This window comes from Kitasatospora kazusensis (assembly GCF_039529945.1).
Lineage (GTDB): Bacteria > Actinomycetota > Actinomycetes > Streptomycetales > Streptomycetaceae > Kitasatospora > Kitasatospora kazusensis.
This window is the reverse complement of sequence record NZ_BAAANT010000037.1, coordinates 52,572-65,176: the sequence shown is the minus strand read 5'-3', so window position 1 is coordinate 65,176 and position 12,605 is coordinate 52,572. Positions and strand designations below refer to the sequence as shown.

10 protein-coding genes are annotated in these 12,605 nt (G+C 71.9%); 8 read left to right on the top strand and 2 right to left on the bottom strand.

The features are described 5' to 3' along the window. Nucleotides 1-90: 90 nt before the first annotated feature. Nucleotides 91-684 carry an HD domain-containing protein gene (locus ABD330_RS25330; protein WP_344468296.1) on the bottom strand — a complete coding sequence of 198 codons (594 nt, stop codon included), beginning with the start codon at nt 682-684 and terminating at the stop codon, nt 91-93. 94 nt (nt 685-778) lie between these two features. Continuing rightward, a complete protein-coding gene (locus ABD330_RS25325; RefSeq protein WP_344468295.1) occupies nt 779-1,291 on the bottom strand; it encodes a carbonic anhydrase in 513 nt (170 codons plus the stop codon). Nucleotides 1,292-1,411: 120 nt separating this feature from the next. Here ABD330_RS25325 and ABD330_RS25320 point away from each other — a divergent pair, with 120 nt between their 5' ends. The 8 genes from ABD330_RS25320 (at nt 1,412) to ABD330_RS25285 (ending at nt 12,501) form a co-directional block, all read left to right on the top strand. Next, nucleotides 1,412-2,437 (top strand): GlxA family transcriptional regulator, encoded by a 1,026-nt coding sequence (locus tag ABD330_RS25320; RefSeq protein ID WP_344468294.1) that lies wholly within the window; start codon nt 1,412-1,414, stop codon nt 2,435-2,437. A 583-nt stretch (nt 2,438-3,020) separates the two neighbouring features. Further along, on the top strand, nt 3,021-3,980 hold the full coding sequence (locus ABD330_RS25315) for a TauD/TfdA dioxygenase family protein (protein WP_344468293.1): 960 nt from the start codon (nt 3,021-3,023) through the stop codon (nt 3,978-3,980). A 52-nt stretch (nt 3,981-4,032) separates the two neighbouring features. After that, the gene (locus ABD330_RS25310; protein WP_344468292.1) at nt 4,033-5,193 is read left to right on the top strand and encodes an ROK family protein; all 1,161 of its coding nucleotides are present in this window, start codon (nt 4,033-4,035) and stop codon (nt 5,191-5,193) included. An 81-nt stretch (nt 5,194-5,274) separates the two neighbouring features. Next, nucleotides 5,275-6,831: an ABC transporter substrate-binding protein gene (locus ABD330_RS25305; RefSeq protein WP_344468291.1), complete on the top strand. Its 1,557-nt coding sequence runs from the start codon at nt 5,275-5,277 to the stop codon at nt 6,829-6,831. A 4-nt stretch (nt 6,832-6,835) separates the two neighbouring features. Beyond that, nucleotides 6,836-7,780: an ABC transporter permease gene (locus tag ABD330_RS25300; protein ID WP_344468290.1), complete on the top strand. Its 945-nt coding sequence runs from the start codon at nt 6,836-6,838 to the stop codon at nt 7,778-7,780. A gap of 4 nt (nt 7,781-7,784) precedes the next feature. Next, nucleotides 7,785-8,612, top strand: a complete 828-nt coding sequence (locus tag ABD330_RS25295; RefSeq protein WP_344468289.1) for an ABC transporter permease — start codon at nt 7,785-7,787, stop codon at nt 8,610-8,612. After that, nucleotides 8,609-10,186: an ABC transporter ATP-binding protein gene (locus tag ABD330_RS25290; RefSeq protein WP_344468288.1), complete on the top strand. Its 1,578-nt coding sequence runs from the start codon at nt 8,609-8,611 to the stop codon at nt 10,184-10,186. Before ABD330_RS25295 ends, ABD330_RS25290 begins: the two co-directional genes overlap by 4 nt. Further along, a complete protein-coding gene (locus tag ABD330_RS25285) occupies nt 10,183-12,501 on the top strand; it encodes an arylsulfatase (protein ID WP_344468287.1) in 2,319 nt (772 codons plus the stop codon). The genes ABD330_RS25290 and ABD330_RS25285 overlap by 4 nt, the downstream gene beginning before the upstream one ends. Nucleotides 12,502-12,605: the final 104 nt, after the last annotated feature.

Sequence of the window (12,605 nt, the reverse complement as noted above, 5' to 3'; positions counted from 1 at the left end):
TGAGCCGACAAATCCGAAACAGGACAGCTGAAGCGTCAGTCAGTCGATGGGTCAGACCCACCGGCAACATCACCACGAACATCATCACTGTCAGTCGTCGAACGGGGCCGCGGCGACCAGGTCGAGTAGGCGCGCATTGTGGCACAGGGCAGCGATCGTCGAGTCCGGTTTTGCCGTCGCCTGCCGGGTGATTGCCTCGCTCACATAGGCGGAGAACCCCTGCCGGGGGTGGCGTTCGAGCACCTCGGCGACCAGCCCGGGCGGCAACTGGTCCAGGCGTAGGCCGAGGAGGTCCGCCACGGCGCCCAGGTGGACCGCGGCCACCTCGGGCCGGGGGTCGTCGGCCGTGCTGATCTCCATGTGCAGGGCGATCGCGTCCCGGACCAGCTCGACCAGCTCGGGCCGCGCCCCGCGGGTGGTCAACTCCTCTGCGGCCAGCCGAGATCCGTGCAGCTCGAACGGGGTAACGGGGTCGTCGTACGCCTCGACCAGGGCCAGGTCGTGCAGGGCGGCGGCGATGAACAGGGCTTCCGCGTCGAAGGCGCCTTGCCGTCCGCCGAGGAGGGCGACACCGAAGCGGTAGGTGCGGTGGCAGTGGGCCACCAGGGCGGGTGGGCAGGCGGTGTGCAGTAGCTGGTCGGCTGCCCGGGCGAGGAGTGAGTCGGGGAACGGGGGCAGTGGCACGAGTGGGGCTCTCTTCGTTGGTCGTGGTGACGGAATATGACGGTCAGTCAGTGTGGGGTCGCCTGCTGGTAGGCCTGCGCCGGGCAGTTCACTCTCACTCCACCCGGTCGACCGTGCCGGTCTCCACGTCGTAGACGAGGCCGGCCAACCGCATGTCGGCCGGGATGAGCGGTGTGCTGCGAAGGGTCCGAAGGTCTGCCCTCACCGCGGCGACCGGGTCCGTGAGGTGCTTGGCGTCGAGCTCGTCCTCGCCGACACCGAAGATCTGTGCGGCGAGGGCGGCGTGCTCCGGCCGGGCAAGGCGGGATGTGCCGCAGTCGGTGTGGTGCATCACGACGATCTCGATGTCCAGGTCCAGGTTCTCGACGAGGGCCACGGTGGCGAGGGTCGTCAGCGTCCGTAGCACGTCCGGTGTGACCCGGCCGCCCTCGTTGCGGATCACCACGGCCTCGTCGAGTCGGAGCCCCAGCACGTGGGCGGGGTCGACGCGGTGATCACAGCAGGTGACCAGAACCGTCTGAAGCGACGGCACCATGGACGAGGCGCGTCCGGGGTGGCGATCGGCATGTATCCGGTTTCGCTTTAGCAGTTCGCCGGTGACAGTCATGGGGATGTCCTTCTCGGTGACGGGCCGGCGAATGTCGCCGTCCTCCGAGACAGATCGTCCCCCGTGAGCACGCTCCTGCCGAGGGGCGGGATCGCCCCCTTCCGGGGGTATTCTCGCCACATGAATCACGCACCGTACCGAATCGGCGTCCTGGCCTTCGACGGGTGCTTCGCCTCGGAGGCGTTCGGATTCGCCGACCTGTTGACGGTGGCGAACCAGGTCGCCGGGCACCTCCGCGGCGACACCGCTCCGAAGTTCGAGGTCGCGATCGTGGCCGCCCGCCGCCGAGTGACCGCCTCGGGCGGTGTCTCCGTCGGTGCGATCGCCGTGCCCACCTCGCTCGACCTTCTCGTCGTGCCGGGCTTCGAGCTGCTCCCGACACAGGACATGGACGCTCGACTGCGCGCTCTGGGCCGAGAGGTCGATGTGATCGGGCGCGTCGCCGGGCAGGGGGTGCCGATCGCTTCGATCTGCCTCGGGGCGTTCCTCCTCGGTGAGGCCGGGCTGCTCGACGGGCGCCGGGTGACGACCGCCTGGCTGTTTGCGCGGGCCCTGGCTGATCGCTACCCGAAAGCGACGGTGGACGAGAAGGCCCTCATCGTGGATGACGCGGGGATCACCACCTCTGGGGCGTTCAGCGCCGCCTTCGACCTCGCCATGGAGGTGGTCGGCCGTGTGTCGGGGGGCGAGATCGCCCGAGTGACCGCCCGGGTCACCCTCGTACCCGACGGTCGCACAAGTCAGGCGCCCTACATGGATGATGCGATCTCGGCGGTACCCGGCCAGCGGTTTTCCGGGGAGGTGAAGCTCTGGCTCGAGGCTCGGAGCTCGCTGCCCTACAGCCTGTCCGAGTTGGCGGCGGCGTTCCACGTGAGCACCAGGACGATGCTGCGGCGGTTCGGGGCCGAGACCGGCGAGAGCCCGCTCAGCCACCTCCAGCGCGTGCGCATCGGCAAGGCCAAGGTGCTCCTGGAGGCCTCCGATCTGCGCCTCGCGGACGTCATGTCGCAGGTCGGCTATCTCGACAAGGGCACGTTTCGGCGCCTCTTCACCTCGCACACGGGCATGAGCCCGGCCGAGTACCGCCGCCAGTTCCGGCGAGGCCCTGGCCTCGGTGTTCATGGCGGCCCGAGGCGTGGTGACTGACAGCTGCCCAGAGGCAGGGACGCTGCCGCCACCTGCCAGGACGTGAGGTGCCGAGGAACACGGCACGCGGCTGGGTGGGGCACCGAATCCGCGCGCAGGAGTACTGAACGTCTGCTGTACGGCGAGGGTCGACTTCACGCCGCAGCGCCGCACCCCGAAGGCGTCGTACGCCTGGTATCGCGACCTGATTGCCACCCACCGGGCTTCCCGCCCAAGGTGGTTGTCCATCCGTCGTTACGGGGTGTACGGCCTTTCGGCAACAGTCAGAAGCCCTCAAGATCGGGCGGCAGGTCGCCACCGGCGGCCATCCGTCGCAACGCGGCGTCACACGGCCGCAACACCCTTTCCCAGCAGGCGAGATGGTGTTTGACAGGGTGCCCCGCGGCTCGCCAGCATGAGCCCACGACCTGCTCGCAGCCGGAGAAGAAGGAGGGGCGATGACCGCCATGTGCCGTACCGCTTGCCCCTCCTGTCGCTGCGCCGTCTCCTCCTGACGCGTCCTGCGACGCTCCCGCTGTTCTCGCCGCGCCGAGGCTCCCGCCCGCGCCGCTCCCCCTTCCCGTACGACTTCCGAGGGACAGCCATGACCACTGCCATCACCGAACTGCGTCTCGCACCGGCCGCCGGCCGGATCGGCGCGGTCGTCCACAACGTCCGCCTCGGCGGCGACCTGCCCGCCGAGACCGTCGCCGCGATCGAGGCCGCCCTGTACCGGCACAAGGTGCTGTTCTTCCGGGGCCAGCAGCATCTGGACGACACCGGGCACGAGGCCTTCGCCCGCCTGCTCGGGCAGCCGGTGGACCACCCGACCGTGCCGAGCGCCGACGGCCGGTACATCTTCGAGCTCGACGCCACCAAGGGTGTCCGCGCCAACAACTGGCACACCGACGTGACCTTCGTGCCCTCGTACCCGAAGGCCTCGATCCTGCGCGCGCTGGAGCTCCCCGAGGCCGGCGGCTCCACGGTATGGGCCAACACGGCGGCCGCGTACGACGACCTGCCGGCGCCGCTGAAGACGCTGGCCGAGAGCCTGCGCGCCGTGCACACCAACGACTACGACTACGCCGCCACGCTCGCGCTGAAGCCCGAGCTGGCGGACAACCGGGAGATCGCCGAGCTGTTCCGCCAGGTCTTCGTCTCCACCGCTTTCAAGACCGAGCACCCGCTGGTCCGGGTCCACCCGGTGACCGGTGAGCGGAGCCTGCTGCTCGGCGCGTTCGCCCAGCGGATCCAGGGTGTCTCCGGCGCCGACAGCAAGGCACTGATCGCACTGTTCCAGCGGTACGTCGAGCGCCTGGAGAACACCGTCCGCTGGGACTGGCAGGTCGGCGATGTGGCGGTCTGGGACAACCGGGCCACCCAGCACTACGCGGTCAACGACTACGGCGACCAGCCGCGCCTGGTGCGCCGGATCACGCTGGACGGCGACCTGCCGGTCGGCGTGGACGGCGCCCCGAGCCGCCTGTTGGAGCCCGTCGAGCCGCCCGCGGTCGCCGGGATCGTCCCGGCCGAGGAGCTCGAAGCCGCCCGGCCGGGAGCCTGAGATCACCGCCTACCCCGGGCCCACCGCGCGGCCGGGCGACGACCGGCGCGACGTGAACGCCGCGAGCGTGCTGCGCACCGTGCTGGACCACGGGCCGGTCGCCCGCAGCCGGATCGCCGCCCTGTCCGGCCTGAGTCCCGCCGCGGTCTCCCGGCAGGTGGTCGGCCTGCTCGCGCTCGGGCTGCTGGGCGAGCGGCCGGAGCTGGCCGGCGCCGGGAGCGTGGGTCGGCCGCAGCTGCCGGTGGACATCGACACCGAGCGGCTCGCGGTCGCCGGGGTGCACGTGGGCGCGCCGTACTCCACGCTCTCCCTGCTCGACCTGCGCGGGAACCTGCTGGTACAGGAGGTGCTCGACCACCGCGGCCTGACCGGCCGACCGGTGCTGGACCGGCTGCTCGCGCGGATCCCCGGCTTCCTCGCCGAGGTGCCCGGAGGACGGCAGGTGTTCGGGCTCGGCGCGATCACCGGCGGCACGGTCGACCCCGAACGAGGGGTGACGGTCCGTCACGAGCCACTCGGCTGGTACGAGGTCCCGCTCGGACGGCTGCTGGAGCGGGCGAGCGGACTGCCCGTGCGGGTGGACAACCACGCGCGGGCGCTGGCCCAGGCGGAGATCCTCTTCGGACGTCCGGCGGCCCGGCGCAGCCTGGTGCAGTTGTTCGTCGGCCATGTGGTGGACGTGGCGCTCGCCGTCGGCGGCCGGGTGCACCTGGGCCCACAGGGCGCCACCGGCGAGGTGGCGCACCTGCGGGTGCCCGGCGGCACGGCCGACTGCCCCTGCGGCCGGCGCGGCTGCTTCGCGGCGGCGGCCTCGGACACCACCCTCTACCGGGACGCCGTCACCGCGGGCGTCATCGCCGCACCCGAACGGGCGGAGATGATCGCGGCGGTGCGGGCCGGCGACGCCCGCGCCGACCGGCTGGTGCTGCGCCGGGCCCGGCTGATCGGGCAGGCGGTGGCGCTGCTGGTGGACGTCGTCAATCCGGACGTGGTGGTGCTCACCGAGACCTTCGCCGTGCTCGACGAACGCTACCTGGACGCCGTGCGCGCCGAGGTGCTGCACCACTCGCACCTGGGCGGCGGCCCGGAGCTGGTGGTCACCCCCCGGTGCGGCCGCGATGCACTCGCGGTGGCGGCCGGTGCGGCGGTGCTCGGCGAGCTGTTCCGCTCCCCGCTGTCCTGTCTCGGCCGCCCGGCGCCCGCCGTCACCTGACCGTGGCCCAGGCGCGGGGCTCCTCGGCCCGAATTCATTCCGCCGCGAGAACAACTAACCCACACCCGAAGGACTTCAGTCATGAACGCGCTCTCCCGCCGCTCCCTGCTCCGCGGTTCCGCCGCCGCGGCCGGCCTGTTCGCGCTGGCGGCCTGCCGCTCCGCCGCCGACAGCGGCCCGACCGCCGCCTCGGCGAGCCCGCGCCGCGGCGGCACGCTCACGGTGGCGACCGGCATCGACTTCACCCCGAGCCTGCTCTTCGCCCAGAGCGCCAACACCCTGGTGCAGCGGCTGGTCTTCAACACCCTTACCAGATACGACGACCAGCTCAAGCCGCAGCCCGAGTTGGCCACCTCCTGGCAGCTCGGCGCGGACGGGAAGAGCATCACCTTCGAGCTCCGCGACGACGTGCTGTTCCACAACGGGCGGAAGTTCACCGCCGACGACGTCGTCTTCGCCGTCAAGAACCTCCAGAACCCCGCTCGCTCGGCCCAGTTGAGGTCAACGGCCGCCGCTGTCACCGACTTCCGCAAGAACGGCGACCACGAGCTGACCCTGCTGCTGACGCACCCGGTGAGCAACCTGTTCGACCTCTTCGAATTCATGATCATCACGGACTCGGCCACCGTCGAGGACGCCGTCGCGGGCGGGCGGCTGATCGGCACCGGCCCGTTCCGGTTCGGCGAGCGCAAGCCGGGCGCCTCGATCAGCCTCACCCGCAACGAAAAGTACTGGAACCCCGGCCGCCCCTACCTCGACGGCGTGGAGATCCGGATCATCCCGCAGGCCGACTCCCTGCTGTCCTCGCTGAAGACCGGGCAGAGCCAGCTCTCGTACAACGTGCAGGGCAAGGACGTCGCCACGCTGGGGGCCGACCCCCGGTTCCGGATCAAGCCGTACGACACCGGCGCCGGCGCGTACTACATCGGCGTCAACGTCACCGCCGAGCACGTGGGCGACAAGCGGGTCCGCCAGGCGATCGCCTGGGCCGTCGACCGCGACCGGCTCGTGCAGCAGGCACTCGGCGGCTACGGCCTCGCCTCCTCGGCGCCCTGGCCCAAGTCCTCGCCCGCGTACAGCGACGCGAACGCCACCCACTACCGCCACGACCCGGACAAGGCACGGGAGTTGCTGAAGCAGGCGGGTCTGGGCCCGATCACCCTGCCGTTCGCCCACTCGGCCACCCCCGGGGACACCGCGATCGCCCAGATCCTGCAGTACGACCTCAAGCAGGTCGGTATCGAGACCGTCCTCCAGCCCACCGACTCGCCGACCATGCAGAAGCAGCTCATCTCGCAGAGCATGCCCGCGCTGTGGACACTCAGCCACGGCTTCGCCCAACTCCACCCGGCCACCCTGGCGGTGAGCGCCTACCCGTTCAACGAGGCCAGGAACAGCTCGCACTTCTCCTCGCCCGCCTACACCGACATCGTGCAGCGCGCCTGGAACCGCGCGGACAGCGACAGCGCCGACGCGAAGGCGCTCTACCAGCAGATCACCGACACCCTGCTGGACGAGGAGTTCGTCATCGACCTCGCGATCGGCGGCGAGATCGAGGTCGCCACCGCCAAGGTCCGGGGCGCGACGCTCAACAAGTTCAACTACCTCAACCTCGACGACGCCTACCTGACGGCCTGACACGATGCGTACCTTCCTGCTCAAGCGCCTGCCCTCCGCGCTGCTGGTACTGCTGGCGGCCTCCTTCCTGATCTTCCTGATCCTGCGGCTGATCCCCGGCGACCCGGCCACCAGCCTCGCCGGACCGGACGCCGGACCCGAGGCCGTGGCCGCCGTCCGGGCCCGCCTCGGCCTCGACCAACCGCTGCCCGGCCAGTACCTGCACTGGCTCGGCCACCTCGTCACCGGGAACCTCGGGCCGAGCTACGCGATCGGCGGGCAGGTCGCCGACCTGATCGGCGAAGGGCTCGGCAACACCGTCGAACTCGCCCTCGGTGCAGTGGTGCTGGTCATCGCGCTCGCGCTGCCGCTCGGCGTGCTCGGCGCGACCGTCCGGCGCGGCCCGGTGGCGGCCGCCGTCCGGGCGCTGACCACGGCGGTGCTCGCGGTGCCGCCCTTCGTCACCGGCGTGCTGTTGGTGCTCGTCTTCGCGGTCACCCTGCGACTGCTGCCGCCCGGCGGACACGAATCGATCCTCGACCAGCCCGACATCGGCGTGCAGTACCTGCTGCTGCCCGCCGTCTGCCTCGCCCTGCCCAGCGCCGCCGTGCTGGCCCGCTACCTGGGGGACGGCCTGGAGCGCGCCCTCGCCGAGGACTACGTCCGCACCGCCACCGCGCTCGGCGTCTCCCGCCGCCGGATCGTCTGGCTGCACGCCCTCCCCAACGCACTGCCCTCCGCCATCACCGTACTCGGCCTACAGATCGGCCAACTCCTCGGCGGGGCGGTCCTGGTGGAGGCCATCTTCGCCTGGCCCGGCCTCGGCCAGCTCGCCGAACAGGGCGTGCTGCGCCGCGACTACCCGGTGGTGCAGGACCTGCTCCTGCTGCTCGTCGCCGTGTACGTCGCCGTCCAACTGCTCACCGACCTGGCATACGCCTGGTCGGACCCCCGGATCAGGTGGGAGTGACCCGTTGACCACCCTTGCCGTTCGCCTCCCGCTGCCAGCCGGCCTGCGCACTGTGCGCGGCGCCACCGGAATCACGCTGGTGGGTGCCGTGGTCCTGGCCGGGCTGCTCGCCCCCGTCCTGACCGGCACCGACCCCACCGCACAGAGCTCACTCGCGCTCGCCGGCCCGAGCGGGAACCACCTGTTCGGCACCGACGACCTCGGGCGCGACCTGTTCAGCCGGGTCCTGTACGGGATCCGCACCGACCTGCTGATCGGTCTCACCGCGGTGCCGGCCGGCGCGCTGTCCGGCTGCGCGCTGGCCCTGCTGTCCGGCCTCTCCAGGTGGGCCGACCTCGCCGTGCAGCGGGTCTTCGACCTGCTGCTGGCCTTCCCCGGGCTGATCCTGGCGCTCGCCGTCACGGCGGTGCTCGGCCCCGGCCGGTGGCCGGTGATCATCGTGATCGCGCTGGCCGAGATCCCCGGCTTCGGGCGCCAACTGCGCGCCGGGATCCTGGTGCAGCGCGAGCGCGAGTACGCCCTCGCCGCCCGGGTCGGCGGTGCGTCCCGGCTGCGCGTGCTGCTGCGGCACGTGCTGCCGAACGCCGTCGACCCGCTGATCGTGCAGAGCGCCGTCGCGCTCTCGCTGGCCGTCTTCATCGAGGGCGCCATGAGCTTCCTCGGGGTCGGGGTGCGGCCCCCGGAGCCCTCGCTCGGCGGGATCCTCAGCCAGTCGACGGCCTATCTCGCCACCCACCCCGCCTTCGCGGCCGCCCCGCTGATCGCGGTCACCGCCCTGGTCCTCGGCCTCACCCTGATCGCCGAAGCCCTGAACGAGGGGATCCGCCGATGAGTGCCGTACTCGAAGTCCGCGACCTGCACGTCGAGTTCGCCGGCGCCGAGGCCGTCGCCGGGGTCGGCTTCGAACTCGCCGCGGGGGAGACCCTGGGCATCGTCGGCGAGTCCGGATCCGGCAAGTCCACCACCGCGCTCGCGCTGCTGCGCATGCTGCCCGCCGGCGGCCGGATCTCCGTCGGCTCGGTGCTGCTCGACGGGCAGGACCTCGCCACCCTGCCCGAGCCCGCGCTGCGTGCGGTGCGCGGCCGACGGATCGCGATGATCTTCCAGGACCCGATGTCCTCGCTCAACCCGGTCCTCACCGTCGGCCGCCAACTCGACGAAGCGCTGCGCGCCCACGGCTCCGACGGCCGGGCGAAGCGGGCCGCCCGGGCGGTGGAACTGCTCGACCTGGTCGGCATCCCCGACGCCGCGCGGCGCCTGCGCGACCACCCGCACCAGTTCTCCGGCGGCCAGCGCCAACGCGTCATGATCGCGCTCGCCCTGGCAGGCGACCCGGACGTGCTGGTCGCCGACGAGCCCACCACCGCACTCGACCCGACGGTCCAGCAGCAGATCCTCCGCCTGCTGGAGCGGATCAACCGCGAACGCGGCACCGCACTGGTCCTGATCAGCCACGACCTCGGCGTCATCGCGCAGACCTGCCGGCGCGTCCTGGTGATGCACCAGGGCCGGGTGGTCGAGCACGGCCCCACCGAGGAGGTCCTCACCCGCCCCCGGCACACCTACACCGCAAGGCTGCTGGCCGCCGTCCCGCGCCTGGACGAGCCCTCCTCCGCCGCCGCCCACGCCACCCCCGCCGGCGATCCGCTGCTCACCGTCAGCGGCCTGCGGGGGACCTACGGACCGCGCCGCCGGCCGGTCACCGCACTGGACGGCGTGGACCTCGTGCTGCGCCCGGGGGAGACCCTCGGCCTGGTCGGCGAGTCCGGCTCCGGCAAGTCCACCCTGGCCCGCGCCCTGGTCCGGGCACACCCGCCGACGGCGGGCGACATCCGCTACCGGGGCGAGGACCTGGCCGTCTCCCGCGCCGCCCGGCGCGAGATCCAGATGGTCTTCCAGGACCCGTACTCCTCGCTCAACCCCCGGATGACCGTCGGTCAGATCCTCGCCGAACCGCTGATCGCCCACGGTCTCGGCGACCGGGCGGAGCGGTCCCCCCGGGTCGCCGAACTGCTCCGGCAGGTCGGCCTGGACCCGGCGAGCGCCGACCGCCACCCGCGCGCCTTCTCCGGCGGCCAGCGCCAGCGCATCGGCATCGCCCGGGCGCTCGCACCCCGGCCCAGCGTCCTGATCTGCGACGAACCCGTCTCCGCCCTCGACGTCTCGGTGCAGGCCCAGATGCTCGACCTGCTGGCCGGACTGCAGCGCGACCTCGGCCTGGCGATCCTGTTCATCGCCCACGACCTCGCCGTGGTCCGGCAGGTCAGCCACCGGATCGCCGTCATGCACCAGGGCCGGATCGTCGAGACCGGCCCCGCCGACCAGATCGTCACCGACCCTGGGCACCCGTACACGGCCGCCCTGCTGGCCGCCGTACCCCACCTGACCACCCGGAGCACCGTATGAGCACCCGCCGCGACCCCTACGACGACTTCCCCGGCACCGTCGGCCGCACCTTCCGCGAGTCCGTCCCCGCCTGGCCCGCCCGCACCAGCGCCCGCCAGGGCGCGCCCAACATCGTCGTCGTGCTGATCGACGACATGGGCTACAGCGACATCGGACCGTTCGGCTCGGAGATCCCCACCCCGACCCTGGACCGCCTCGCCGCGAACGGCGTCCGGCTCGCCAACTACCACACCATGCCGCTCTGCTCCCCGGCCCGCGCCGCGCTGCTCACCGGCCTCAACCCGCACCGCGTCGGCTACTCCTTCGTCGCCAACGCCGACCCCGGCTTCCCCGGCTACGGCATGGAGGTGGCCCGCGACATCCCGACCCTCGCCGAGACGCTGCACGACTTTGGCTACGCCACCTACGCCGTCGGCAAGTGGCACCTGACCCGTGACTCCGCCTCCAACGCGGCGAACGACCGCTCCAACTGGCCCCTGCAGAAGGGATTCGACCAGTACTACGGGGTCCTGGAGGGTCTGACCAGTCTCTTCCACCCGCACCAACTCGTTCGTGACAACAGCCCGCTGGACATCGACGAGTTCCCCGACGGCTACTACTACACCGACGACATCACCGACCAGGCCGTCGCCATGGTCAAGTCGCTGCGTGCCCACGACGCCGACAAGCCGTTCTTCCTCTACCTCGCGCACAACGCCGTCCACGGCCCCCTCCAGGCCAAGCCGGCGGACCTCGCCCGGCACCAGGGCCGCTACGACGGCGGCTGGGACGAACTGCGCGCCGCCCGCTTCGCCCGCCAGCTCGCCGCCGGCCACTTCCCGGCGGGCACCCGACTGCCCGACCGCAACTCCGAGGCGGGCTACGACGTCGGGCCCTGGGACGAACTCACCGACGTGCAGAAGAAGTTGTACGCCCGCTACATGGAGGTGTACGCGGCGATGGTCGACAATGTCGACCAGAACCTCGGCCGGCTCACCGACACCCTCGCCGCACTCGGCGAACTCGACAACACCGTCATCCTGTTCACCTCCGACAACGGCGGTACCGGTGAAGGCGGCCCCGAGGGCACCCGCAGCTACTTCAGCCGCTTCGTCCACCATCCCGACCTGCCCGCCGACTGGAACCCGGACGTCGAGCGGGAGATCGAGCTGATCGGCGGCCCGCAGAGCCTGGTCCACTACCCGCGCGGCTGGGGCATGGCCTCCAACACCCCCTTCCGCCTCTACAAGGGCCAGACCTACGCGGGCGGGGTGCGCGTCCCGTTCGTCCTCTCCTGGCCCGCCGGCCTGCCGCGCGCCGAAGGCGACACCGGGGTGCGCAGCCAGTACCAGTACGTCACCGACATCCTCCCCACCCTGTTCGAACTGGCCGGCGTGCAGCGGCCGCAGGAGCGCGACGGGCGACCGGTCCAGGAGGTCGACGGCGCGAGCTTCGCCTCCGTCCTGCGCGCGGCGGACGCCGACAGCACCCACGGCGAGCAGTACTGCGAGATGACCGGCAACCGCAGCTACTACCGCGACGGCTGGAAGCTCGTCACCCTGCACCGCCCCGGCACCCCGTACGACGACGGGGAATGGGCCCTGTACGACCTGCGTCACGACCCCACCGAGATCGACGACGTCTCCGCCGAATTCCCTGAGGTGGTCAAGGAGTTGGCCGAGGTCTGGGAGAACGCGGCCTGGCGCAACGGCGTCTTCCCGCTCGCCGACGGCTCCGGCGCGCTCGCCCTGCGCCACCCGGAGGACGCCCGGCTGCGCCGGCCGCTCACCCTGCTCGCCGGCACCCCCGAGCTGGAACGCTACCGCTCCTCCCGGCTGATCTCCTTCCGCTCCTTCGACATCCTCGTCGACCTCGCCGAGCACCGCGCCCACCACCAGGGCGTACTCGTCTCGCACGGCGACCAGGGCGGCGGCTACAGCCTCTACGTCGAGGACGGGCGGCTGCGCTTCGCCTACAACGAGTACGGCGAGCTGTACGAGACGGACGGCGGCGAACTCGCCCCCGGAGCACGCACGGTCACCGTCGTGGCGACGGCGGTGGCGGACCTCAGGTGGGAGTTCCGGCTGCTCGTCGACGGCACGGAGACCGGACACCTGGGCCCGGTGCACCAGCTGATCGGCATGGCGCCCTTCCAGGGGATCAGTGTCGGCGTCGACCGCAAGTCCCCGGTCTCCTGGCCGCTGTACGAGCGCCACCGCAGCTTCCGCTACGGCGGAGACCTCCGCTCGGTGACCTACCTGCCCGGCGAGCCCGCCCCCTACGACCCGGAGACCGTGGCGCAGGCCCTGCGGGAGGCCGCCGCCGCGTTCGAGTGACCGACCGGGACGCCCCCGAGCCGGCCGGCAGGTCCGTCCGCCTGCCGACCGGCGGCGACGCCGGCGCCTCTTCGTGATCCTTGCGCGCTTCCTGCACGGACGTT

Excerpts from the sequence above, each read along its gene's own strand:
- ABD330_RS25325 (WP_344468295.1), bottom strand. The coding sequence starts at position 1,291 with ATGACTGTCACCGGCGAACTGCTAAAGCGAAACCGGATACATGCCGAT.
- ABD330_RS25320 (WP_344468294.1), top strand. The coding sequence starts at position 1,412 with ATGAATCACGCACCGTACCGAATCGGCGTCCTGGCCTTCGACGGGTGC.
- ABD330_RS25315 (WP_344468293.1), top strand. The coding sequence starts at position 3,021 with ATGACCACTGCCATCACCGAACTGCGTCTCGCACCGGCCGCCGGCCGG.
- ABD330_RS25305 (WP_344468291.1), top strand. The coding sequence starts at position 5,275 with ATGAACGCGCTCTCCCGCCGCTCCCTGCTCCGCGGTTCCGCCGCCGCG.
- ABD330_RS25300 (WP_344468290.1), top strand. The coding sequence starts at position 6,836 with ATGCGTACCTTCCTGCTCAAGCGCCTGCCCTCCGCGCTGCTGGTACTG.
- ABD330_RS25290 (WP_344468288.1), top strand. The coding sequence starts at position 8,609 with ATGAGTGCCGTACTCGAAGTCCGCGACCTGCACGTCGAGTTCGCCGGC.
- ABD330_RS25285 (WP_344468287.1), top strand. The coding sequence starts at position 10,183 with ATGAGCACCCGCCGCGACCCCTACGACGACTTCCCCGGCACCGTCGGC.